The organism is Luteibacter flocculans, from assembly GCF_023612255.1.
In the GTDB taxonomy this organism is placed as follows: Bacteria; Pseudomonadota; Gammaproteobacteria; order Xanthomonadales; family Rhodanobacteraceae; genus Luteibacter; species Luteibacter flocculans.
This window is the reverse complement of the sequence record NZ_CP063231.1, coordinates 1-23,597: the sequence shown is the minus strand read 5'-3', so window position 1 is coordinate 23,597 and position 23,597 is coordinate 1. Positions and strand designations below refer to the sequence as shown.

Below are 23,597 nucleotides of genomic sequence, written 5' to 3'. Positions count from 1 at the left end.
CGCGAACCCGGCACACTGCGCACACACCGCACACGCACCATCCCCGAGGACGTACGCATGACCGACACCGCGATCGACGGCGATATCAAGCCAGCCACGGTGGCGTCCTACCTGCGCCGGCACCCGGACTTCCTCACCGCGTACCCCGATCTGGCGAACGAACTCGTGCTGCCGAGCGCCAACGGCCCGGCCGCGTCGCTCGCCGTGCATCAGCTTCGTGGCCTGCGCGAGAAGAACGCGGAACTGGAAGGCCGGCTCAAGGAGCTGACCACCGTCGCGGCCGACAATGAGAAGCTGATGCGGCGCGTGCATGGCCTCATGCTGGCGCTGCTCGGCGCGGGCGGCATCGAAGACACGGTGCGCCAGGTGGTACGCCGCCTCACCGACGACTTCCAGTCCGAACGCGTGCGCCTGGTCTTCTTCGGGGATCTCTCCGGGCTTCCCGACGAGCCGTGGCTGCTGCGCGAGCCGCAAGGCACGTCCGGGCTGCCGGAGTTCTCGTCGTTCCTGGCGCATGGCGACCCTGTGGCGGGACGATTGGCGGCAGACAAGCTTCACCGCCTGTTCGGTTCGGAAGCCCCCGAGGTCCGCTCCGCCGCCTTGATGCGCATCGGCAACGACGCGCTGCTCGCCATCGGCAGTGCCGACCCCGACCGTTTCCATCCCGGCATGGGCACGCTGTTCCTGGACATGATCTCGACGACCGTCGGCTCCGCCATCGAACGAGCTCGGAAGGTGGCGTGACTCCGGCGCAGGCCGTCGACGCCTTTCTCGGCCACTTTGCCGCCGAGCGGGCGCCGTCAGCGCACACCCTGGCGGCGTACCGGCGCGACCTGGACAAGCTGCTGGCGTTCATGGAGGCGGAAGGCCTCGACAGCTTCGACCGGCTGACCCCCGAGCGCATGCGCACGATGATCGCCCGCCTGCACCGGCCGCCACCGTTCGGGCCCGGTAAGGGCACGCCCGGCCTGGAGCCCAACAGCATTCAGCGTTTGCTCTCCGCCTGCCGTACGTTGTTCCGCTACCTCAGCCGCGAAGGGCGTCTCGCCCACGACCCGGTCGCTGGCGTACGCGGCCCCAAGGTACGGCGCAAACTGCCCCAGGTGCTGGACGTCGATGAGGCCAAGGCGCTGGTCGAGACCAACCTGGGCGGCACGCTCGCGCCGCGCGACACGGCCATGATGGAACTGTTCTATTCCAGCGGCCTGCGCCTGTCGGAGCTATGCGGGCTGCACTGGGGCGACCTCGATCTCGACGACGGTCAGGTGCGCGTGCTCGGCAAGGGCAACAAGACGCGCATCCTGCCTGTGGGGCGCCATGCCATCGCGGCCTTGCGCGCGCTGGCGGCCCTCGGCGGCGCCACACCCGAAAAGCCGGTGTTCAAGGGCCGCGGGGGAGCGCCGCTCGGCCAAAGAGCGGTGCAGCAACGCCTCGCGAAGCTATCCAGCGGCCAGTCCAAGCGCGTGCACCCGCACATGCTTCGGCACACCTTCGCCAGCCACATGCTCGAATCCTCCGGCGACCTACGCTCCGTGCAGGAGCTGCTGGGCCACGCGGACATCGCCACCACCCAGATCTATACGCATCTGGATTTCCAGCACCTCGCCAAGGTGTACGACGCGGCGCATCCGCGGGCGAAACGGAAGAGCTGAGCCCCCGGGAACCGTCGCCATGCGGGCGAACGTCGGTGCGGCACGCCCCGAGGCTTGCGACCTCCCCTGGGGGCCCCCACCTCTCCGGTCTCCCCCAAGGAACGCACTATGGAACCGATGCATGCCACGACCATCGTCTGCGTCCGCCGCGACGGCAAGGTCGTCATCGGCAGTGACGGACAGGTCACCCTCGGCAATACCGTGATGAAGGCCAACGCGCGCAAGGTGCGCCGGTTGGGCAAGGGCGACGTGCTCGCCGGCTTCGCGGGCGCCACGGCCGATGCCTTCACCCTTTTCGAGCTGTTCGAGGAAAAGCTGGTGAAGCACGGCGGCAACCTCACCCGCTCCGCCGTGGAAATGGCCAAGGAATGGCGTACCGACCGCCGCCTGGGCCGCCTCGAAGCCATGCTGGCCGTGGCCGACAAGGAGGCGTCTCTGCTGATTTCGGGTAACGGCGACGTGCTCGAACCGGAGCATGGGCTCATCGCCATCGGCTCGGGTGGCCCGTACGCGCAGTCCGCGGCCTTGGCGCTGATGGAAAACACCGAGTTGGATGCACGCACGATCGTCGAAAAAGCGCTCAAGATCGCCGGCGATATCTGCATCTACACCAATCACAACTATTCGATCGAAGAGCTCTGAGCCGATGTCCGAACTGACTCCCCGCGAGATCGTCAACGAACTCGACCGCTACATCATCGGCCAGCACGACGCCAAGCGCGCCGTCGCCATCGCGCTGCGTAATCGCTGGCGCCGCATGCAGTTGGACCCGAGCATGCGCGACGAGGTCACGCCAAAGAACATTCTGATGATCGGCCCGACCGGTGTCGGCAAGACAGAGATCGCCCGCCGCCTGGCGACGCTGGCCAACGCGCCGTTCGTGAAGGTGGAGGCCACCAAGTTCACCGAGGTCGGCTACGTGGGCAAGGACGTGGAATCGATCATCCGCGATCTTGCCGACGTGTCCTACAAGCTGGTGCGCGACCAGGCGAAGGGCCGCGTGCGCAGCCAGGCCGAAGATGCCGCCGAGGATCGCCTGCTTGACGCCTTGCTGCCCCGGCGCCAGCCCAGCGGCTGGGACGATACCGGGAGCGCCGCGCCCGCCATCGACAGCGACACCCGGCAGAAGCTGCGCAAGCAGCTCCGCGAGGGTGCCCTGGACGACCGTGAGATCGAGCTCGATATCGCCATGAACGTCGGCGTGGAAATCATGACCCCGCCGGGCATGGAGGAAATGAGCCAGCAGCTGGGCAAGATGTTCCAGAACCTCGGCGGCCAGAAGTCGCAGAAGCGCAAGATGACCATCCGCCAGGCCCGCCCACTCCTTGTGGAAGAAGAGGCCGGTAAGCTGCTCAACGACGAGGAACTGCGCAGCCGTGCGGTGGATATCGCCGAGCAGAACGGCATCGTCTTCATCGACGAGATCGACAAGGTCGCTCAGCGTTCCGAGTGGGGCGGTGCGGGCGTGAGCCGTGAAGGCGTACAGCGCGACCTGCTGCCGCTGGTCGAGGGCTCCACCGTCTCCACCAAGTACGGCTCGATCAAGACGGACCACGTCCTGTTCATCGCCTCGGGCGCGTTCTCCCTCGCCAAGCCTTCAGACCTGATTCCCGAACTGCAGGGTCGACTGCCGATTCGCGTCGAGCTGAGCGCCCTGTCGGTGGACGACTTCAAACGCATCCTGCGGGAGCCGAACAACGCGCTCACGAAGCAATATGTTGCGCTGCTCAATACGGAAGGCGTGACGCTGGACTTCACCGAGTCGGGCATCGACCGGCTTGCCGACGTGGCCTTCCAGGTCAACGAGCGCACCGAAAACATCGGGGCCCGGCGCCTGCATACGGTGATGGAACGGCTTCTGGAGCGCATCTCCTTCGAAGCCGCTGACAAGTCCGGCGAAAAATATGAGATCGACGCCGAATATGTCGATAAAAACCTTGCTTCGCTCGTCAAGGACGAGGATTTGAGCCGTTACATCCTCTGAACACCGAGGGCCACCCCCTCTGCTAAACTATTGACGTATATGGGCAAGGTAATTCAACTCAAAACCAACGGTCAGCGGGCCACGCTGCGCGAAGCGCAGGACAGTGGCCAACTGGTACGTCTGTGGCGCGATGAACTCGAGCACGGCAGCTTCTGCGGCTACGTGGGCGGCGTCGGCCGCGAGTTCTTCCTGCTGTGGGTCATCGGCGACGGTGTCAGCTATGACGGCATGTACATCATGCGGCATCGCGACATCTCGGAATTCGAAGCGCCCGACAAGCACGCTGGCTTCCTGGAGAAGGCACTCGCGCTGAAGGGCATCCGCCCGACACCGCCCGCGGACTTCCCGCTGGACGACATCACTCAGGTCGTCCAGGCCGCCGCGCTGCATGCGCCGGTCATCGGTGTGCACGTGGACAGCGAAGACGAGTCCGAGGTCTGCTACATCGGCCGCGTCGTCAGCGTGGAAGAAGACGGCTTCAACATGCAGGAGATCACGCCCGATGCGGAATGGCTGCGCGAGCCGTCGTTCTTCGCCTGGGACGAAGTCTCGACCGTGAGCATGGAAGACGCCTACGCCACCGCCCTGCTGGCCGTGGCGGGCGATCCGCCACCGCTCGAACAAGGCACCGGCGACGGCTTCGGTCGGGCCAACTGACGACCCATTGGTGTGATGTGGTGTGTTGTGGGAGCCGCCATGGCGGCGAGAAGCCCACGAAGCGAAGGTAGGAGCCACCCTGGTGGCGATAAGCCAACGAAGCGATGAAGCGGTGAGGCAAACTCCCATCGCCAGCAGGCTGGCTCCCACCAGATAGGCACCGTAGCGGTTCCTACAGAGTTAGAAAGCGACTCCCACAGAAAGACCTGCCATGTCGCATCCCCGTCCCGTCGAAATTACCCTGCATCAGGCCTCCCACCTTCTCGAGGTGGCGTTCGACAACGACGAGCGGTTCCGCCTTCCCTACGAATACCTGCGAGTGAACTCGCCCAGCGCCGAGGTGCAAGGCCACGGCCCGGGCCAGAAGGTGCTCGTGCATGGCAAGCGCGACGTCGGCATCGTGGCACTCGAACCGACCGGCCACTACGGCGTGCTGATCCGCTTCGACGATGGCCACGCAAGCGGCATCTTCGGTTGGGACACGCTCTACGATCTCGGCCGCGCCTACGACACCGCGTGGCCCGCCTATCTTGCGCAACTCGAGTCCCGCGGACTGTCTCGCTAGTCGAAAGCATGCGTGTGAAAGCAACTTGCGCATGCAAAGGCGTATATTGCGCCGCTAGCTTGAACCCTACCCGTGAACATCGGATGTTCCGCGCACTGTCCCCGGAGCACTCGGCATGACGCGAATCGTCGTCGTCGGCAGCATCAATATGGACCTGGTCACTCTCGCACCGCGCTTCCCCGAGCCGGGCGAAACGCTGACGGGAGATCGCTTTCTCACCGTGCCGGGCGGCAAGGGCGCCAACCAGGCCGTCGCTGCCGCGCGCCTCGGTGCCCGCGTCAGCATGGTCGGCGCCGTCGGTGACGACGCGTTCGGCCAGCAGCTCTACGACGGCCTTGTGGCAGAGGGCGTCGACGTCACTCACGTGGCACGCCTCGAAGGCATCGGCAGCGGTACCGCGTCCATCACCGTGGCGGGTGGCGAGAACAACATCGTGGTGGTGCCCGCTGCCAATGGTCGCGTCACGCCCGCTCAGGTCGAGGCGGCTCGCGTCGTCGTTCGCGGCGCCGATGCGCTGCTCGTCCAGTTGGAAATCCCACTCGATGCCGTGGAAGCCACGCTGCGTGTGGCGCGGGAAGAGGGCGTTCCGGTCATTCTCAATCCGGCGCCCGCGCAACGCCTCCCCGTGGAGTGGCTCGCGCACGTGCGCTTCCTTACGCCGAACCAACACGAACTTACGACGGTGCTCGGTGCGGAATCCACTTCCGATTTCCGCGAGCTGATGCGGCGCGCCCCGTGTCCGGTGGTGCTGACGCGCGGCGAAGACGGCGCGTGGTTCCGCGACGGCGACGACGAGCCTCGCCATCAGAGCGGCTTCAAGGTCGAGGCCGTGGACAGCACGGGCGCTGGCGACACCTTCAACGCGGCGCTGGCGATGTATCTCCAAGAAGGACTGGACGTTGCGGTGCGTAAGGCCTGTGCCGCCGCAGCGATCGCCGTTTCCCGGCTGGGTGCGCAGGACGGCATGCCTCGGGTCGACGAGCTGAACGCCTTTCTGGAGGCTCACTCGTGAGGCGCGGCGGCCTGCTGCATGCCGAGCTGAATCGTGTGATCGCCGCCATGGGGCACACCGATACGCTGGTGATCGCCGACGTGGGCCTGCCGGTGCCCCCTGGCGTGCCCTGCATCGATCTCGCCGTGCTTCCCGGCACGCCGTCATTCTCCGTCGTGTTCGAGGCCATCTTCGCGGAACTGGCAGTCGAGCGCGCGACCTTCGCCAGTGAGATCCACGAACGCAACAGCGCCCTGGTGGCGCTGGCCGCACGGCTGACGAAAGAGGGCGTGGCGGTCGATGACGTCGCGCATGAGGACTTCAAACGCGCGACCGCGCGCGCCGTTGCCGTCGTACGCACGGGCGAGACGTCGGCCTATGCGAACGTGATCCTGCACGCTGGCGTGACCTTCTGATGAGTGCCGCACCGCTCATCCGGATGCGAGGCATCCATAAGTCGTTCGGCCCCGTGAAAGTGCTGGAAGGCGTGGACTTCGAACTGCTTCCTGGCGAAGTGCACGCGCTGATGGGCGAGAACGGCGCCGGCAAGTCCACGCTGATGAAGATCCTCACTGGGATCTACGCGCCCGATGCCGGCACGCTCGAAGTCGATGGTCAGCCGGCGTCGATCGCCACGCCGGCCGATGCCGAGAAGCACGGCATCGCCATCATCCATCAGGAACTGAACCTCATTCCCGCGCTCAGCGTGGCGGACAATCTCTTCCTCGGCCGCGAGATCCAGCGCTTCGGCCTGCTCGATCATCGCGCCATGACCCGGCGCGCGATGGAATGGCTTGCTCGCGTGGGCATGGAGCGCCTCGATCCCGCCACACTCGTCGAACGCCTCTCCGTGGGTCAGCAGCAGATGGTGGAGATCGCACGCGCGCTCGGCCAGAACGCGCGCGTGCTCATCATGGACGAGCCCACGGCGGCTTTGACCGAGCACGAGACCAACACGCTGTTCAAGCTCATCCGCGACCTGCGCGCGCAGGGCACCGGCATCGTCTACGTGTCCCACCGCATGGAAGAAATCTTCGCGCTGTGCGATCGCATCTCGGTGCTGCGCGACGGTCATTTCGTCGGCACCCGCCCGGTGCCGGGTCTCGCTTTCGACGAAGTCGTGAAGATGATGGTGGGCCGCACGCTCGATGCACGCTTCCCCACACGCACGCCGAACATCGGCGACGTGCGCCTCAAGGTGGAACACATCAGCGGCGGCATGGTGCGCGACGTGAGCTTCGACCTGCATGCGGGCGAAGTGCTCGGTGTGGCCGGGCTGCTTGGCGCGGGCCGTACCGAGCTGGCGCGCCTGTTGTTCGGCCTCGACAAGCCCAGTGAAGGCACGATCACCCTCGACGGCAAGGTCGTGACGCCCACGTCGCCGAATGATGCGATCCAGTCCGGTTTCGGCTTCGTCACGGAGGACCGCAAGGCGCAGGGACTCGTGCTCGACCTGAGTCTGCGCGAAAACGTGAGCCTGCCGCGCGTGCCCGCGCATGCAGGCCTCGTCGATCGCGCCAGCGAAAAGAAACAGACGCGCGGCCTCATCGAGGCGTTGAAGATCCGCGCGCGCGACATGGAACTCAACGTACGTGCGCTATCCGGCGGCAACCAGCAGAAGGTCGTGCTGGCGAAATGGCTGGCCTTGAAGCCGCGCGTACTCATTCTCGACGAGCCTACACGCGGCGTCGACGTCGGCGGCAAGGCCGAGATCTACCACATCATCAACCAACTCGCGGAGCAGGGCGTGGCCATCCTCATGATTTCCTCGGAACTGCCGGAGGTGCTCGCGATGAGCGACCGCATCCTCGTCATGCACGAGGGTCGTGCAACTGCCCTGCTGGACGGCCACGGTGCCACGCAGGAAGCCGTGATGACCGCCGCGACCGGAGGCAAGTGACATGACGCTGCAAATGACCTGGAGCCGCATGGCGCCGCTCCTCCAGCGCCTCGGCTCGGTGATCGGCCTGGTGCTTCTCTTCATCGTGCTCTCGATCATGAGCCCGGACTTCCTCACCACAGGGAATCTGCTCACGGTGCTTCGCCAGGTGTCGATCAACGCACTGATCGCGTTCGGCATGACCTTCGTGATCCTGGCGGGCGGTATCGATCTTTCGGTCGGCGCGATTCTCGCGCTCACGGGTGCCGTGACTGCCGGACTGATGGCGGCGGGTCATGGGATGGTGCTTTCCGCGGGTGCCGGTCTGCTGCTGGGTCTCGTGCTCGGCATGATCAACGGCGCGCTGGTGTCGTGGGGCAAGGTGGCGCCGTTCATCGCTACCCTCGGCACGATGACGCTGCTGCGCGGCGTCACGCTGTCGTACACGCAGGGCAGCCCCATTCCCGTGACCAATCCGAGCTTCGCCCTGCTCGGCGGTGGCTATGTCGCCAACCTGATCCCGCTGCCGGTGATCTGGATGTTCGTCGCCTTCGCGCTTTGCGCCTTCCTGTTGCGCGGTACCGTCTTCGGTCGTCACGTCGTGGCGATCGGCGGCAATGAGGAAGCGGCGCGACTCTCCGGCGTGCGCCTGTCGCCGATGAAGCTGGCGATCTACGGCTTGTCGGGTCTGCTCTCGGCGTTCGCGGGCATCGTGCTCACGTCGCGTCTTTATTCGGCGCAGGCGACCGCCGGCGCCGGCTACGAACTCGACGCCATCGCCGCGGTGGTGCTCGGTGGCACCAGCCTGTCGGGCGGCCGCGGTTGGCTGTTCGGCACGCTTGTCGGTGCGCTGCTCATCGGTTTTCTGAACAACGGTCTCAACCTGCTCAGCGTAAGCTCGTTCTACCAGCAGGTGGTGAAGGGCATCGTCATCCTGATCGCCGTCCTGCTCGACAGGCGGCAGTAATACCAACGAGGAACACACCATGCGCAAACTCACTTTCCTTGCCGCGGCCGCGGCGACGCTTCTCTCGGCTTGTTCGCAACAGGGTCCGGGCGAATCCGCTCCTGCCACCGCCGGCACGGCGGGCGGTAGCGCTGCCTCGGGCACGCCGGTCGTTGGCCTTGCTCTTTCCACGCAGAACAATCCGTTCTTCGTCGAGCTGAAGGACGGCGCGCAGAAGGCCGCGAAAGAGGCGGGCGTGCAGCTCGTCGTCGTCGATGCGCAGGACGACCCGGCGCGGCAGATCTCCAGCGTGGAGGATCTGATCCAGAAGCACGTCTCGGTGATCCTGCTCAACCCGACCGATTCCTCTGCGCTCGCTGGCGCCGTGCAGTCCGCGCAGCGCGCGAACATTCCCGTCGTCACGCTCGACCGCGGCGTCGACGGTGCCGAGGTCGCTTCGCACATCGCTTCCGACAACGTGGCGGGCGGCAAGATGGCTGCCGACTATCTGGCCAAGGCGCTGGGCGGCAAGGGCAACATCATCGAACTGCAGGGCGTGGCCGGCACCTCGGCCGCTCGCGAGCGCGGCAAGGGCTTCGACGACGAAGTCGCCACCACCGGCATGAAGATCGTCGCCAGCCAGCCTGCGAACTTCGATCGCGCGCAAGGCCTCTCGGTGAGCGAGAACCTGCTGCAGGGCAATCCGGACGTGCAGGCAATCTTCGCGCAGAACGACGAAATGGCCCTCGGTGCCGTACAGGCGCTGGCAGGCAAGAACAAGAACGTGCTCGTCGTCGGCTTCGACGGCACGCCGGACGGCAAGAGCGCCGTGCAGAGCGGCGCCATGGCCGCCACCGTCGCACAGCAGCCGGAAGAGATCGGCAAGCTCGGCGTCGAAACGGCGAAGAAGCTCATCGACAAGCAGCCGGTCGAGAAGTCGATCGCGGTGCCGTTGAAGCTGCTGACCAAGGAATAAGTACTTCGATAAACATGAGGCCGGGTCACCCTGCGGTGGCCCGGCCTCATTCGTTTTCGCACCGGTCAGCCGCCTATAAGCTAGTCCTGCGGCCCAGGCGCAATCACTTCGCGCTGGCCGTTGATGCCCATCGACGAGACGAGGCCGGCGGCTTCCATGGCTTCGACGAGGCGGGCTGCGCGGTTGTAGCCGATGCGGAATTGGCGCTGCACGAACGAGATCGATGCGCGGCGCGAGCGCAGCACGAACGCTGCTGCTTCGTCGTAGAGCGGGTCGAGCTCGGCGTCCATCCCGTCGTCGCCCACTTCGCCTTCCGTTGCTTCGCTGGCGGGGCCGGCGAGGATTTCTTCCTTGTAGTCGGGCTCGCCGAACTGTTTGAGCCACGCCACGATGCGATGCACTTCCTCGTCAGCGACGAACGCGCCATGGATGCGCTGCGGATAGCCCGTACCCGGAGGAAGAAACAACATGTCGCCTTGGCCCAGCAGGCTTTCGGCACCCATCTGATCGAGGATGGTGCGCGAGTCGATCTTCGACGAGACCTGGAACGCGACGCGCGTGGGGATGTTTGCCTTGATGAGGCCGGTGATGACATCGACCGAGGGACGTTGCGTCGCGAGGATCAAGTGGATACCTGCGGCGCGTGCCTTCTGTGCCAGCCGCGCGATCAGTTCCTCGATCTTCTTGCCAGCGACCATCATCAAGTCGGCCAGCTCGTCGATCACGACGACGATCATCGGTAGCGTGTCGAGATGCTCCGGTACTTCGGGATGCGCGGGGAACGGATTGAACAAGGGCTTGCCGGCGGCGCGCGCCTCGCGCACCTTCTGGTTGTAGCCCGCGAGATTGCGCACGCGCAGATCCGACATCACCTTGTAGCGGTTTTCCATTTCCGCCACGCACCAGTTCAGCGCGTTCGCGGCGAGCTTCATGTCGGTGACCACGGGCGCCAGCAGGTGCGGGATGCCCTCGTAGACCGAGAGTTCCAACATCTTCGGGTCGATCATGATCATGCGGACGTCTTCAGGCGTGGCCTTGTAGAGCATCGACAGGATCATCGCGTTGACCGCCACCGACTTGCCCGAGCCCGTCGTGCCGGCGACGAGCATGTGCGGCGCCTTGGCGAGGTCGGCCACCACCGGCTCGCCGGTAATGCCCTTGCCCATCGCGAGCGTGAGCAGCGAATCGGAGTCTCTGTATTCGGCGGAATCGAGGATTTCCGAGAGCGCGATCATCTGTCGCTGCTCGTTCGGCAGTTCGAGGCCCATGCAGGTCTTGCCCGGAATGGTTTCGACCACGCGGATCGATGTGCGACCGAGACCACGTGCCAGATCCTTCATCAGCGCGACGATCTGGTTGCCGCGCACGCCGACGGCGGGCTCGACTTCATAGCGCGTGATGACCGGCCCGGCCGAGGCGCCGACGACTTGCACAGGTACCTTGAACTCGCGCAGGCGCTGTTCAATCAGTTCGCCGGTTTCGGCGAGTTCTGCGTCCGAGACGGCCCATGCATCGTGGCGCGGGGCAGCAAGCAACGTCAGCGGCGGAAGAGAAACGCTCGACGACGTGGCTGCGCGCAATGGACGGGTCGGTGTGAGCGTGACGGCGCGCGGCGACGCCTCGGGCAACTCGTCGTTCGCGGCAATGGCGAAACGCGACACCGGCTTGACCGGCGGCGGGACGGGAATCGCGTCGACGATCGCGCTCGGCGCTGCGTCGACGACGGGCTCCGGTTCGACGAGGAGAAGCGGCTCGGGCGGTACAGGCGGTACGGGGCGTGACAGCAGCGGGGCGGTCGTCTCGCTCTCGGCGGCCAGGGTCTTCGGCGCCAGCCAGGGTTCCCGGATCACGGTTTCAGCACGTGCATGGCGTCGCGGCGGCACGGGTGTGGTGACCGAGGGGCGAACCGATACGGGAGCAACGGAAGGCGCTGCCGTCGTCGCACGTGCGGGTGCCGTGGGACGTTGACGGATTGGCTCCGGTCGCGGCGTCCGGCGCGCGGGCGCTCGACCGGGGCGGCGTGTGGCGCCCGCGCTGCGGCGCTCGCTACGACGCGAGGCGCCGCGCGACATGAGGCGCCGTGCCGCGGCAATCGCGCCTGCGCCCATCGGCTCCAACAAGGTGGTAGTGCGCGCAAGAAACGCCGACCACGGCACGCCGAGGTACCACGGCAGTGCGATGACCAGCGCGACGAGGCAGAGAACAACACTGGGGAACGCGCCCGGCACGCCGGTGGCGCCCGATGCGAGCCAGCGGCAAACCACGCCACCGGCGCTGGGATCGTCGGTGTAATGCGCCACCACCAGGCCTTCGAGTGTGGCGCTGGCGAGCAACACCAGGACGAGGCCGGTCCAAAAACGTATCGCGCCAGGACCCGTCGTCGGTGGGCGACGACGGCGCACCATCGCGGCGACGAATCGCCAGATCAGGGGAAGCAACCAGAGGGTGGACAGCCCGAAGGCGCCGAACACGAAGGAGAGCATGCCGAACCGCGAGAACCTAGCCAGTTCGATAGTTTAGCGCGCCTTCGTGCGGCGCTATACGGGAATGGGCGATAAAGCCCTGTTCTCGCTGGAAGTGAGGGTTAGGCGTGCTGGCGGTAGCGCGGTGCGACCTCTTTGCGCGACAGGTTCGGCGCCATGGCCATGCGAGCGGCTTCGAACGCCTTGTACTGCGCCTCGTCCTGCAGCGGCGGGATGGTGATCACTTCACCACGGTCGAAGCCGACCAGCGCGGCGTCCACGAGGTCTGCGGTATCCATCACCATGCCGGGCATCATGGCGTCCACGTCCTTGCCCGACTTCTCCCAGATCTCGGAACGGGTGGCGCCTGGCAGCACGGCCTGCACGCGTACCTGGGTGCCTTGGAGCTTGGCGGCCAGTCCCTGGGTAATGCCGACCAGGTGCGCCTTCGTGCCGCTGTAGATGCCGTCCATCATTTCCGGCACAAATGCCAGCACGGAGGCAATGTTGATGATGCCGCCCTTGTCGCGGGCAACGAATGCCTGCGCCGCGGCAGCCGCCAGCAGCGTCGGGGCCAGCACGTTCACGGTGACGATCCGCTCGATGTTCTCGCTGCCGTTTTCCAGGATGCTGCCTTCGAGCGAGATGCCGGCGTTGTTTACGAGCAGGGTGATGGTGGCGTCGTCCGCCAAACGGCGTTCGACGGCAGCAATGTCCTTGCGATCGCTGAGGTCGGCACGCAGCACTTCGACCTTGCGGCCGGTACGTGCCGTGATCTTCTGGGCAAGCGCCTCCAGGCGATCCACGCGGCGGGCGGCCAGGATCAGGTCGTAGCCGCGGTCGGCCAGGCGCTCGGCGTAGACCTCGCCAATGCCCGAGGAAGCGCCCGTGACCAGGGCCGTGCCTTTGAAATCAGTGCTCATGTCGTTGCTCCGTATGGGTTAGTTGCAAAGTGATAGCTAGTGCGTTGTCATACGATAGTGACGTTGCTATCATAATGCAATGGACATCGACAAACTTTCTTCCGGCACCTGCGCGATCTCGCGGAGTCTCGCTTTCGTCGGGGACGCGTGGAGTGCCTTGATCCTGCGCGACGCCAGCCGGGGTATGACCCAGTTCGATCAGTTCCGCACCAGTCTCGGCATTGCGCCGAACATCCTGTCGCGCCGACTGAAGGCGTTGACGGAAGCCGGCGTGCTGGAGAAGCGGCGCTACAGCGAGCGCCCGCCGCGAGACGAGTACATGCTGACCCAGGCAGGACGCGATTTCGTGCCGATTCTTGCCGCCATGGCGGAATGGGGGCGTCGTTACAACGGTGGGGGCTCGCCGCTGTCGGAACTCGTCGATCGCGAAACCGGGAAACCCGTGCGAGCACTCGTCGTGGACGAGAACAGCGGGCGGCCCTTGCATGAAGTGGCGCTACAGCTGGTCATGCCCGAGGCCGCACCAGGCTAATACGGTTCCGGCGTTACACGAGCCGTAACGCAAACGGGCGCTCCTTTGGGAGCGCCCGTTTCGTTTTCGCCGATGGCCCTTCCCGTTCGATACGGGAAAGGCCTCGCGGAGCGTTTAAGCCGCGGGCATCGTCGCCATATCGATGACGAAGCGGTAGCGCACGTCGTTCTTCACCAGACGCTTGTACGTCTCGTTGATCGAAGCCATGTCGACCAGCTCGATGTCGGACACGATGCCATGCTCGGCGCAGAAATCCATCATCTCCTGCGTCTCGGCCATGCCGCCGATGGCGGAACCGGCGATCGTGCGGCGGGGAAGCATCAGCGCACCACCGATCATGCCGTCGATCGGCGTGAGCACACCCACCAGCACCATCGTGCCGTCGAGCTTCAGCAGATTGATGTACGGGTTCAGGTCATGGGACACCGGCACCGTGTTGAGCAGGAAGTCGAAGCTGGCCGCCTGCGCCTTCATCGCTTCCGCGTCGGTGGAGAGCAGCACAGCGTCGGCACCGAGACGCTTGGCGTCTTCGCCCTTCGAGGCGGAGGTGGTGATCATGGTGACGTGCGCGCCCATCGCCTTGGCGAACTTCACGCCCATATGGCCGAGGCCGCCGAGGCCGATCACGCCAACCTTCTGACCCGGTCCCACGTTCCAGTGACGCAGCGGCGAGTAGGTGGTGATGCCGGCGCACAGCAGCGGCGCGGTGGCCTTGAGGTCGAGCTTGTCGGAAATCTTCACCGCGAAGCGCTCCTGCACCACGATGTCGGTCGAGTAGCCGCCATAGGTCGGCGTCGTCCGGTCCTGCTCGGTACCGTTGTAGGTAAAGCTGGTGTGGTTCAGGCAGTACTGTTCCAGATCGCGCTTGCAGGATTCGCATTCGCGGCAGGAATCCACCATGCAGCCGACGCCGGCATAATCGCCGACCTTGAACTTCTTCACGGCCGAACCGACGGCCTTCACGCGCCCGACGATTTCATGGCCGGGGACCATCGGGTAGATGGCGTTGCCCCAGTCGTTCTGGGCCTGGTGCAGGTCGGAATGGCAGACGCCGCTGTACAGGATCTCGATATGGATATCGTGCGCGCCAACATCGCGGCGGGGCACGGTGAAGGGGACGAGGGGCGTCGTGGCGTCATGGGCGGCGAATCCGCGGACTTCGAACATGGGAGCATCCTCTTCATGGGGGGCATTCGTTGGCCGGTAACGATAAGTGCTCAACAATTCGACGCGCCAGCGCGGATTATCTGATGAATCGTTGAGTTATTCTTGATAATCATGCGCCCCGACAACCTCTCCCATCTCGCCGCCTTCGCCGCGGTCGCACGGCACGCCAGCTTCCGCAAGGCGGGGGCGGAGCTGACCCTGACGACCTCGGCCATCAGCTACGCCATCCGCAACCTGGAAGAACGCCTCGGCGTGATGCTGTTCCACCGAACGACACGTAGCGTGTCGCTCACCGAAGCGGGGCAGCGACTGCTGGAGCGACTGGAACCGGCGTTGTTCGACGTCAGTGAAGCGCTGGAGGAAATGAACAACTTCCGCGCGACGCCCGCGGGTACGTTACGCATCAACATGCCACGCGTCACCGCGCAGTTGCTGCTGCCGGCTTTGCTGCCCCAGTTCCTCGAACGCTATCCCGACATCCAGTTCGAGGCGGTAGACAACGATGGTCTCATCGACATCGTCGCCTCGGGCTTCGACGCGGGTATCCGCTTCCTGGAGCAGGTACCCGAGGACATGATCGCGGTGCCGATCAGCGGACAACAACGCGGTGCCTGCGTCGCGTCACCCGAGTACGTGGCAAGACACGGCGTACCACTGCATCCGAACGATCTCTTCCAGCACGACTGCATCCGCTTTCGTTTTCCCAGCGGCCGGCTTTACAAGTGGGAGTTCGAGCAAGGCGCCAAGAAACTCGAACTCGATGTGCGCGGCCGGCTTACCCTGGGCGATCTTCGCCTGGCGCTCGATGCGTCGCTCGCCGGCATGGGCTTCACGCTGGTGCTGGATGACCAGGTGCGCTCGCTCGTTGCGGAAGGACGATTGGTGAAAGTGCTTGAAGACTGGTGTCCGCCGTATCCGGGCTTCATGCTGTATTACCCGCGGCAACGACGGGTGACCTCGGCGTTGCGGGCGTTTGTCGAATTCGTGCGCGACGAACGCGCTGTCTGATCGCTTGGTCTGCCGACGAAACCATCCGCGAGCCGGATTGAGATAATTCGGTATGCAAAGAAAGTGTGTCGTGTGCCACACTTTCTTTGCTGTCGGTAGAGGCCTCCGCCGACAGCTTCCCCCTCCCCATCCCCATCAAACCCCTGCGAATCGTCATCGATGGCGATCGATGCACTCGTGCGCCGTTCGCACGCGGTGCGCATAGGGGTGCACTACTCATATGGATTTGAAAATGACCTCGTTTGTGGACTATCCGACTCATCGGCGCAAGCTTCGTTGGACCCCTGCTCTTGCGATATCGCTAGCAGCTACTTCGACGCCGACGACAGCCGAAGTGCGATCGGGCGGCGGCTTCTACGGAGCGCTATTTGGCGGCGTCGCATGGGGCGCCACGCATGACATCTCGCAGCACGGAACGTCTCACATGCGCGGCCAGTACGCTCTTCCCGGCATGAAGGACTTCGACCTGGTGGTGAACACGCAGGGCCGCGCCAAGCAGAGGCGCAGCGCATTGTTCGGCGCCCATGTGGGTTATCGGTTCGACCTTCCCACGTTTCGTCTGGCACCTGCAGTCGAAGTGGAAGGGATGCGTCTGGCGCCTCGCCATGATGCAAACCTGTTCAATCCCGAGGCGTCAGGAGTGGCGCACGTCGGGAGTTCCCCGTACCAGGCCTTGCTGGATGACCCGACCTCGGTCGTCACAAAGAAATACGGCGCGGGGCTGCACCGATTTTCCACCCGCATGCGCACAGATGTCGGGATGGTGATGTTCAACGCTGTCTTCGCTTATCGCAGCGGGGGACGGTTCGAGCCCTACGCGGGCGTAGGCTTTGGCGTCGCGCGGGTGGAAGCGCGCCGAGCGGTTGCCTACCAAACGAACCCGTCGGGCCCCATCGAGATGACCCCGGATACCCACGAACGGGTGAACCATTTCAACTCGCGAGACCGCGCGAACGACGTCGCCGTGGCATGGCAGGTGAAGGGCGGACTCCGCGCGATGCTGACCGAACGCGTTTCCGCCTTCGTCGAGTACCGGCTGATCCGCGTAGCGGCGACCAACTTCACCTTCGGCGCGACGCGTTACACGGGACATGCTCCTACTGACCCTTGGCGCGTGAAACACGCCGCGATGCGAGTCTCGACCGGCCTGATGGGTATCAGGTACTCGCTTTAAGGTGACGGCCGGTACGCCCGGCTGCACCGTGCATGTGTGCGGGCTCTCCGGCGCTTGCTGCGGTGACTGTGGCTAGGAACAAGGGTCGGGCGTATTCTAGAGCAATGCTGCGGCGCACCACCGTCCCGCACTCCCATCAACCCTGGGATCCTCAATGAACGTCTCTTCCCCCGCGGCCACTACGGGCGCGCCGCCCACTCGTTCTCGCCACGTCGGTCTGGTAATCCTCGCCCTCGCCGTGGGCGGCTTTGCCATCGGCACCACCGAGTTCGCCTCGATGAGCATGCTGCCTCTGTTCGCGCAGGGGCTGGGCATCGACGCGCCGACGGCCGGGCACGTCATCAGCGCCTATGCGCTGGGCGTGGTGGTCGGTGCGCCGATCATGACGGTGCTGGGTGCGCGCGTGCCTCGTCGTCGCCTGCTGCTCATCCTCATGGCGATGTTCACGCTGTTCAACGGATTGACCGGCTTGTCGCCGAACTATCACTGGATGCTTGTGTTCCGGTTCCTCGCCGGGCTGCCGCATGGGGCGTACTTCGGCGTCGCTGCATTGGTCGCCTCGTCGCTCGTACCAGCGGATCGCCGCACGCGCGCGGTCGGCCAGATGTTTCTCGGCCTGACCGTTGCGACTGTGGTGGGCGTGCCGTTGGCGAGCTGGCTTGGCCAGGCGGTGGGTTGGCGCTGGGCCTTCGCACTCGTCGCGATGCTCGGGATCGCGACGATCTCGGCCATCGCCGTATTCGCGCCTGAAGTGCCGCCCGATCGCGACGCGAGCCCGCTTCGCGAACTGGGTGCACTGAAGCGCCCGCAGGTATGGCTCACGCTCGCCATCGGCGCTATCGGCTTTGGCGGTCTGTTTGCCGTCTATACCTATCTCGCGCACATTCTCGTCCAGGTGACGCAGATGCCGCTGCACACGGTGCCTTGGATCATCGGCGTCTTCGGCATCGGGCTCACCGCCGGCAACATGATCGTGCCCGCATTTGCCGATCGCGCACTGATGCGCACGGCTGGCGGGTTGCTGGTGTGGAGCATCGTCATGCTCGCGCTCTTCCCGTTCGCTGCGGGCAACGTATGGACGCTCAGTATCGATGTGTTCTTCATCGGCATCGGCGGTGCGTTGGGCACGATTCTGCAGACACGCCTGATGGATGTGGCCGGCGACGCGCAAGGTCTCGCCGCTGCTCTCAATCACTCCGCCTTCAACACGGCTAACGCGCTCGGCCCGTTCCTTGGCGGCCTGGCGATAGCACATGGCTACGGCTGGACGTCGCCGGGTTGGGTCGGCAGCGCATTAGCCGTGATGGGTCTGGCGATCTGGACGGTCTCTGTCGCCGCCGAGCGGCGTAGCGAGGGCGCGCTTGCCGAGGCGTGTTGAGCGGTCATTTACCAATGCAAAACGACCCGAAGATCGCGCCGAGCAGATCGTCGGAGGAATAGGCTCCCGTGATTTCGCCGAGGGCGTGCTGCGCGTGACGCAGTTCTTCCGCGGCGAGTTCGCCGGCTCGGCTGTCGCGTAATGCGGCGTCTGTGCGGGTCAGGTGATCGCGCACGGCTTCCAGCGCGATGACGTGTCGACGACGCGCGCTGAACGCACCGTCGCCAGCGCCGGCTGTCGCAAGCTGGCGCAGCATGTCGCGCAGCGTATTCAGTCCCTCACCCGTTTTTGCCGAGAGCCATAGCGTGTCGTGGCCGTCGCGCCGTTCGCTGCGGGCGTCGGCGTGCGACAGGTCGATCTTGTTGATGACGACGAGTCGCGTGGCATGCATTGGCGCGCCTTCGAAGAAGGCGAGATCTGCGTCGGCGTGGGTTTCATCGGTGACCAAGAGGGCGACGTCGCAGCGTTCGAGCTGCGCGCGCGCACGCCGGATGCCTTCGCGTTCGACCACGTCGTCGCTATCGCGCAATCCTGCGGTGTCGGCCAATTCCAGGGTGGCGCCGTCGATGAGGACGGACTCGCGCAGCACATCGCGTGTGGTGCCCGGAATATCCGTGACGATGGCGCGCTCCTGACCGGCGAGCGCGTTCAACAGGCTCGACTTGCCGGCGTTTGGACGGCCGACGATGGCAACGGAAATGCCATCGTTGAGGCGAACGCCGCGCCGTGTTTCGACGAGCAATGCATCGAGATGCGCGCGCAACGCCGTGAGCTGTTCACCGATGACCGGATCGGCGAGGAAGTCTATTTCTTCTTCCGGAAAATCGATCGCGGCTTCGATGTGCACGCGCAGCGCAATCAGTTCAGCGAGCAGATCGTCGACACGCGCGGAGAACACACCTTCCATCGAACGCAACGCGGCTCGCGCACCGGCTTCCGACGTGGCGGCCACGACATCGGCGACCGCTTCGGCCTGCGCGAGATCGAGTTTGCTGTTGAGGAAGGCGCGCTCGGTGAATTCGCCTGGCCGTGCGAGCCGCGCACCGAGTGCGATACAGCGACGAAGCAAGGCATCGAGCAATACCGGACTGCCGTGGCCTTGCAGCTCCAGCACATGTTCGCCGGTGTACGACGCAGGCCCAGGAAAGTAGAGCAGGATGCCGCGATCGATCAGATCACCTTGCGCGTCGCGGAATGCCGTGAAGTGCGCATGCCGCGGCATCGGTTCTCGCCCAAGAAACGCACGCGCTATCTGTGGCGCCAGTGACCCGGAGACGCGAACGGCGCCGACGCCAGCTGCGCCGGCGCCGGTGGCGATGGCCGCGATGGTGTCGTCGCCGTGGGTCATGGTGAACCTGCTATGGCGAAGCGGCGCGTCGTTCGACGCGCCGCTTGGGGTTTAAGCCGTCTTGGCCTTGATGTCGGCGCGATCGACGCTGCGGTTGATCCACCACTGCTGCAGCAGGCTGGTCGCACCGTTCACCGTCCAGTAGAGCACGAGGCCCGACGGGAAGAAGGCGAAGAAGACACCGAAGATCAGCGGCATCACCTTCATCATCTTGGCCTGGGTCGGATCCATACCGGCCGTGGGCATCATGCGCTGCGTGAGCAGCGTCACGAGGAAGTAGAGCACCGGCAGCACGTAGAACGGATCGGGCGCCGACAGATCGTGGATCCAACCGAAGAACGGCGCATGGCGCAGTTCGATCGATTCGGAGAGCACGCGAAGCAGGCCGATGAAGATGGGGAAGGTGATGAGGATGGGCAGGCAGCCCGCCATCGGATTCACCTTCTCCTTCTTGTACAGCTCCATCATCGCCTGCTGCATCTTCATGCGGTCGTCGCCGTAACGCTCCTTGAGCGCAGCGACCCGCGGCTGCAGCTTGCGCATGCGCGCACCCGAGCGGAACTGCGCATCGGTGAGCTTGAACAGCGCGGCCTTGATGAGCAGCACGAGCAGGATGATCGCCACGCCCCAGTTACCGCTGATCGCGTGCAACTGCGACAGCAGCCAGTGCAGCGGCTGGGCGATGATCGTCAGCCAGCCGTAGTTGCTGGTGAGTTCGAGGCCAGGCGCGATGACGTCCAGCGTGCCCTGCAGCTTCGGACCGACGTAGAGCCGAGCAACGCTGTCAGCGGCCTGACCCGGCGCTACCTGGATCGCGGGACCGAACGCGCGCACGAGATAGCGCGGCGTCGCGGAGCTCGGATCGACGATGGTGCTGCTGTAGGTCACGCTCTGGTCGGCCGGCGGAATCCAGGCCACAAAGAAGTAATGCTGCAGCATGCTGATCCAGCCGCCGGTGATCTGGCGGTTCAGCGGCTTCTTCGCAAAGTCGAGGAAGGGCAGCGATTCGAACTTGTTTTCCGGGCTGTACCACGCGGCGCCGAAGAAGCTGTGCTGCGCGGGGTCCGTGTAGGCCTTGAACCAGTTCACCTTGGCGGCGGGCACGCGCTGCAACTGCTGGTACGCGTTACCCGTCCACGGGGTGCCCGTGCCGTTCTCCACGCGCTGATCGAGCTCGACGACATAGTCGGTGCGCTTCAACGTATAGCGCTTGACGACCTTGAGGCCCGAAGGGTCGGTCCAGGTGAGATCGACGCTGACGGTCTTCTGGCCATCGGCGAGCTTGGCTTCCGAGGTCTCGCTGTGGAACAGCGCGCGGTGGTCGGGCGCCGGGCCGTTGTTGCTGACCAGGCCATCCTGCGCGGCGAAGAAGTGCTCCGGCTGATCGTCGAGCAGACGTGCCGGCGGCGGAGTCGGGTTCTTCTTGGTGACCGGCTCGTCCGGATATGCAAGCAGCTCCGAACGGACGATGCTGCCGCCACGCGTGTCGATGGTAAGACGCAGCACGTCGTTCGACAGCGTAATGAGCTGGCCCTTGCCATCGGCGGCCGCCGCGGCCTCGTTTGGCACATTGGCCGGCGCAGCTGCGCCAGGAATGCTGCCATCGGCGGCCGGCTTGCCGCTGTCGGTCTGAGCCGCAGGCGTGGGAGCGACCGGGTGAGGACCATAGTCCTTTTCCCATTCCGTCCACAGCAGGTACGCCACGAACATGAGCGCGAAGAAGAGAAGCGTGCGCGTTTGATTCATTGCTTAGGCCAGATCCGAATGGCGCCACGGCCGACTGGCCGGAAGGGGCGGGGTGGACGTGAGGTCAACGCGCGATTGTGCCGTCGGCACCCTCAGGCTTCAACGGCCGGATACGGCGGAAGAGCCCGTCGAGTTCCGCCAGGAGGGTGGCGCCGGTCTCTTTAAGGGCGGTATCACGCGCCATGACCAGGATGTCGACCTGTGGGAGATCCGGACGCGCGCGACGAAACGCCTCGCGAGCGAGGCGCTTGATGCGGTTGCGATCGACGGCGCGTTTCGAACAACGCTTCGAAATGGCGAGCCCAAGGCGCGCCGTACCAGCGGTGTTGTTTCCGAAGCGCAAAAGAAAACAGCGGCCGCCGAGGCGACCGCTGACAGTTCGCAACGCTGCGAAGTCGGCGGCGCTGCGTAGCCGCGCATCGCGCGGCAGAGCGGCGGCACGCACGACAGGCGAACCGCTTACGGGATCAGGCGCTTACGACCCTTGGCGCGACGGGCGTTGATGATCTTGCGGCCGTCGGCCGTGGCCATGCGGGCACGGAAGCCGTGCGTGCGGGCACGCTTGAGCTTGCTGGGCTGGTAAGTACGCTTCATGGCGCTTACATCCGGGTGAAGATGGAAAAAGGCCTGAAAGTATGCGGGACATTCCGTAAGACTGTCAACCGCTTGGATGCAGGGCGACGGCGGTGGCCCGGTGACGCACAGGCCGAGGAGCAGGCGGAACGCTGTTAGACTTCGACGTCCACCCCGCGCGCATGCGCCCCTTCTGTGGCAAGAATACCCGATGAGTGAACTGTGGAGACGCTGCCTCGAGCGTCTTGAAGGCGAATTGACGTCAGAGGACGTCCATACCTGGCTTATGCCGTTGCAGGCCAGGGAGGACGGCCACGGCCTGTTCCTCTACGCGCCGAACCCGTATTCGCTGGATACGGTACGCGAGCAGTACCTGGACAAGATCCGCACGATCGTCGAGCACATCAGCGGTCGGGCCATGCCCGTGCGGCTGGAAGTCGGTTCCTCCGGCGGCCGTCCGGCGCCGGGCCGGCCTGCGTCGGCGCCGTCCAGCGCGCCAGCCCATGCGGCGCCGCGCGCACCGGAGCCTGCGCACGAGCCGCCGCACGTGCACAACCTCGATCCGCACTACACGTTCGAGACCTTCGTGGAAGGCAAGTCGAACCAGCTGGGCAAGGCGGCGGCCATGCAGGTCGCCATGAATCCCGGTCGGGCCTACAACCCGCTGCTGCTGTACGGCGGCACCGGCCTGGGCAAGACCCACTTGATGCATGCGGCCGGCAACCTTCTGATGCAGAACAACCCCGGCGCGAAGGTGCTCTACCTGCGCTCGGAGCAGTTCGTCAGCGGCATGGTGAAAGCCCTGCAGCAGAAGAATATGGACGACTTCAAGCGACGCTTCCGCTCGGTGGATGCACTGCTGATCGACGACATCCAGTTCTTCGCCGGTAAGGACACGACCCAGGAAGAGTTCTTCCACACGTTCAATGCGCTGTTCGAGGCGAAGCAGCAGATCATCCTGACCTGCGACCGCTATCCGAAGGAACTGGACAAGCTCGAGCCGCGGCTGAAGTCGCGCCTGGGCTGGGGCCTCTCCGTGGCCATCGAGCCGCCGGACTTCGAGACGCGCGCGGCGATCCTGCTGTCCAAGGCGGCCGAGAAGGACATGGAGGTGTCGGAGGATGTGGCGATGTTGCTTGCCAAGCGCATCCGCTCGAACGTGCGCGATCTCGAAGGAGCGCTCAATACGCTCGCAGCGCGCGCCAATTTCTACCGCAAGCCGATCACGACGGACTTCGCCGAGGAAACGCTGCGCGACCTGCTGAACACGCATGCGCAGGCCGTGACTGTGCCGAACATCCAGAAGACCGTGGCCGACTACTACCAGGTGCGCCTGTCCGACCTGCTCTCCAAGCGCCGCGTACGCTCGCTGGCGCGCCCCCGGCAGGTCGCCATGGCCCTGTCCAAGGAGCTGACCGAGCACAGCCTTCCTGAGATCGGTGAGGCGTTCGGCGGCCGTGACCACACGACGGTGCTCCATGCCTGCCGCACCATCCGCGGTTTCTGCGAGAAAGACGTACGCATGCGCCAGGACTGGGAGCAGCTCATCCGCATATTGACGGGCTGAGAACCTGTGGATAATAGGTGGATGGATGGAGGACGGTTTCGACGCCTGAAGTTATCCACAAGGCACCCA

At 65.1% G+C, this 23,597-nt stretch carries 22 protein-coding genes and 1 pseudogene; 16 read left to right on the top strand and 7 right to left on the bottom strand.

The genetic code is table 11. From position 1 onward, the window contains the following. Positions 1 to 57: 57 nt before the first annotated feature. The 11 genes from IM816_RS00120 to rbsB all read left to right on the top strand — a co-directional run bounded on the left by IM816_RS00120 (position 58) and on the right by rbsB (position 9,650). Positions 58 to 744: a DUF484 family protein gene (locus IM816_RS00120; RefSeq protein ID WP_250339284.1), complete on the top strand. Its 687-nt coding sequence runs from the start codon at positions 58 to 60 to the stop codon at positions 742 to 744. Continuing rightward, positions 741 to 1,652, top strand: a complete 912-nt coding sequence (locus IM816_RS00115; protein ID WP_250339283.1) for a tyrosine recombinase XerC — start codon at positions 741 to 743, stop codon at positions 1,650 to 1,652. The genes IM816_RS00120 and IM816_RS00115 overlap by 4 nt, the downstream gene beginning before the upstream one ends. A 108-nt stretch (positions 1,653 to 1,760) precedes the next feature. Further along, positions 1,761 to 2,294, top strand: a complete 534-nt coding sequence (gene hslV / locus IM816_RS00110) for an ATP-dependent protease subunit HslV (RefSeq protein ID WP_250339282.1) — start codon at positions 1,761 to 1,763, stop codon at positions 2,292 to 2,294. A gap of 4 nt (positions 2,295 to 2,298) precedes the next feature. Then, positions 2,299 to 3,636 (top strand): ATP-dependent protease ATPase subunit HslU, encoded by a 1,338-nt coding sequence (gene hslU, locus IM816_RS00105; RefSeq protein WP_250339281.1) that lies wholly within the window; start codon positions 2,299 to 2,301, stop codon positions 3,634 to 3,636. A gap of 39 nt (positions 3,637 to 3,675) precedes the next feature. Continuing rightward, positions 3,676 to 4,293 (top strand): hypothetical protein, encoded by a 618-nt coding sequence (locus IM816_RS00100; protein WP_250339280.1) that lies wholly within the window; start codon positions 3,676 to 3,678, stop codon positions 4,291 to 4,293. Between the two features lie 211 nt (positions 4,294 to 4,504). Then, the gene (locus IM816_RS00095) at positions 4,505 to 4,858 is read left to right on the top strand and encodes a gamma-butyrobetaine hydroxylase family protein (RefSeq protein WP_072323378.1); all 354 of its coding nucleotides are present in this window, start codon (positions 4,505 to 4,507) and stop codon (positions 4,856 to 4,858) included. Positions 4,859 to 4,973: 115 nt separating this feature from the next. Further along, the gene (rbsK, locus tag IM816_RS00090; RefSeq protein WP_250339279.1) at positions 4,974 to 5,870 is read left to right on the top strand and encodes a ribokinase; all 897 of its coding nucleotides are present in this window, start codon (positions 4,974 to 4,976) and stop codon (positions 5,868 to 5,870) included. After that, the gene (gene rbsD, locus IM816_RS00085; protein WP_250339278.1) at positions 5,867 to 6,265 is read left to right on the top strand and encodes a D-ribose pyranase; all 399 of its coding nucleotides are present in this window, start codon (positions 5,867 to 5,869) and stop codon (positions 6,263 to 6,265) included. Before rbsK ends, rbsD begins: the two co-directional genes overlap by 4 nt. Next, a complete protein-coding gene (locus tag IM816_RS00080) occupies positions 6,265 to 7,749 on the top strand; it encodes a sugar ABC transporter ATP-binding protein (protein WP_250339277.1) in 1,485 nt (494 codons plus the stop codon). The genes rbsD and IM816_RS00080 overlap by 1 nt, the downstream gene beginning before the upstream one ends. A gap of 1 nt (position 7,750) precedes the next feature. Then, positions 7,751 to 8,695 (top strand): ABC transporter permease subunit, encoded by a 945-nt coding sequence (locus IM816_RS00075; RefSeq protein ID WP_250339276.1) that lies wholly within the window; start codon positions 7,751 to 7,753, stop codon positions 8,693 to 8,695. Between the two features lie 19 nt (positions 8,696 to 8,714). After that, positions 8,715 to 9,650 (top strand): ribose ABC transporter substrate-binding protein RbsB, encoded by a 936-nt coding sequence (gene rbsB, locus IM816_RS00070; protein WP_250339275.1) that lies wholly within the window; start codon positions 8,715 to 8,717, stop codon positions 9,648 to 9,650. Positions 9,651 to 9,730: 80 nt separating this feature from the next. Here rbsB and IM816_RS18810 read toward each other — a convergent pair. Further along, positions 9,731 to 12,112: pseudogene (locus tag IM816_RS18810) on the bottom strand (FtsK/SpoIIIE family DNA translocase); the annotation flags it as partial. Positions 12,113 to 12,234: 122 nt separating this feature from the next. Further along, positions 12,235 to 13,035 carry an SDR family NAD(P)-dependent oxidoreductase gene (locus IM816_RS00055; protein WP_250339274.1) on the bottom strand — a complete coding sequence of 267 codons (801 nt, stop codon included), beginning with the start codon at positions 13,033 to 13,035 and terminating at the stop codon, positions 12,235 to 12,237. A gap of 79 nt (positions 13,036 to 13,114) precedes the next feature. Between IM816_RS00055 and IM816_RS00050 the strand changes: the two genes are divergently transcribed. Next, positions 13,115 to 13,567, top strand: a complete 453-nt coding sequence (locus IM816_RS00050) for a winged helix-turn-helix transcriptional regulator (RefSeq protein ID WP_250339273.1) — start codon at positions 13,115 to 13,117, stop codon at positions 13,565 to 13,567. 114 nt (positions 13,568 to 13,681) lie between these two features. On the opposite strand, the gene IM816_RS00045 is transcribed toward IM816_RS00050, so the two are convergent. After that, positions 13,682 to 14,734, bottom strand: coding sequence for an NAD(P)-dependent alcohol dehydrogenase (locus IM816_RS00045; protein WP_250339272.1), 1,053 nt, complete (start codon positions 14,732 to 14,734; stop codon positions 13,682 to 13,684). A 111-nt stretch (positions 14,735 to 14,845) separates the two neighbouring features. Here IM816_RS00045 and IM816_RS00040 point away from each other — a divergent pair, with 111 nt between their 5' ends. From IM816_RS00040 to IM816_RS00030, 3 genes are all read left to right on the top strand, one after another. Further along, positions 14,846 to 15,742 (top strand): LysR family transcriptional regulator, encoded by an 897-nt coding sequence (locus IM816_RS00040; RefSeq protein ID WP_250339271.1) that lies wholly within the window; start codon positions 14,846 to 14,848, stop codon positions 15,740 to 15,742. A 424-nt stretch (positions 15,743 to 16,166) separates the two neighbouring features. Further along, entirely contained in the window at positions 16,167 to 16,916 is a 750-nt protein-coding gene (locus IM816_RS00035) for an outer membrane protein (protein ID WP_250339270.1), read from the top strand. Between the two features lie 154 nt (positions 16,917 to 17,070). Then, positions 17,071 to 18,294, top strand: a complete 1,224-nt coding sequence (locus IM816_RS00030; protein WP_250339269.1) for an MFS transporter — start codon at positions 17,071 to 17,073, stop codon at positions 18,292 to 18,294. Between the two features lie 4 nt (positions 18,295 to 18,298). On the opposite strand, the gene mnmE is transcribed toward IM816_RS00030, so the two are convergent. From mnmE to rpmH, 4 genes are all read right to left on the bottom strand, one after another. Next, positions 18,299 to 19,642 carry a tRNA uridine-5-carboxymethylaminomethyl(34) synthesis GTPase MnmE gene (mnmE, locus tag IM816_RS00025; RefSeq protein WP_250339268.1) on the bottom strand — a complete coding sequence of 448 codons (1,344 nt, stop codon included), beginning with the start codon at positions 19,640 to 19,642 and terminating at the stop codon, positions 18,299 to 18,301. Positions 19,643 to 19,693: 51 nt separating this feature from the next. Further along, positions 19,694 to 21,388 (bottom strand): membrane protein insertase YidC, encoded by a 1,695-nt coding sequence (yidC, locus tag IM816_RS00020; protein ID WP_250339267.1) that lies wholly within the window; start codon positions 21,386 to 21,388, stop codon positions 19,694 to 19,696. A 64-nt stretch (positions 21,389 to 21,452) separates the two neighbouring features. Further along, on the bottom strand, positions 21,453 to 21,833 hold the full coding sequence (gene rnpA, locus IM816_RS00015; RefSeq protein WP_072323394.1) for a ribonuclease P protein component: 381 nt from the start codon (positions 21,831 to 21,833) through the stop codon (positions 21,453 to 21,455). Between the two features lie 14 nt (positions 21,834 to 21,847). Then, positions 21,848 to 21,982 carry a 50S ribosomal protein L34 gene (gene rpmH / locus IM816_RS00010; RefSeq protein ID WP_014404614.1) on the bottom strand — a complete coding sequence of 45 codons (135 nt, stop codon included), beginning with the start codon at positions 21,980 to 21,982 and terminating at the stop codon, positions 21,848 to 21,850. Between the two features lie 190 nt (positions 21,983 to 22,172). Here rpmH and dnaA point away from each other — a divergent pair, with 190 nt between their 5' ends. Continuing rightward, positions 22,173 to 23,528: a chromosomal replication initiator protein DnaA gene (gene dnaA, locus IM816_RS00005; protein WP_072323395.1), complete on the top strand. Its 1,356-nt coding sequence runs from the start codon at positions 22,173 to 22,175 to the stop codon at positions 23,526 to 23,528. Positions 23,529 to 23,597 lie beyond the last annotated feature (69 nt).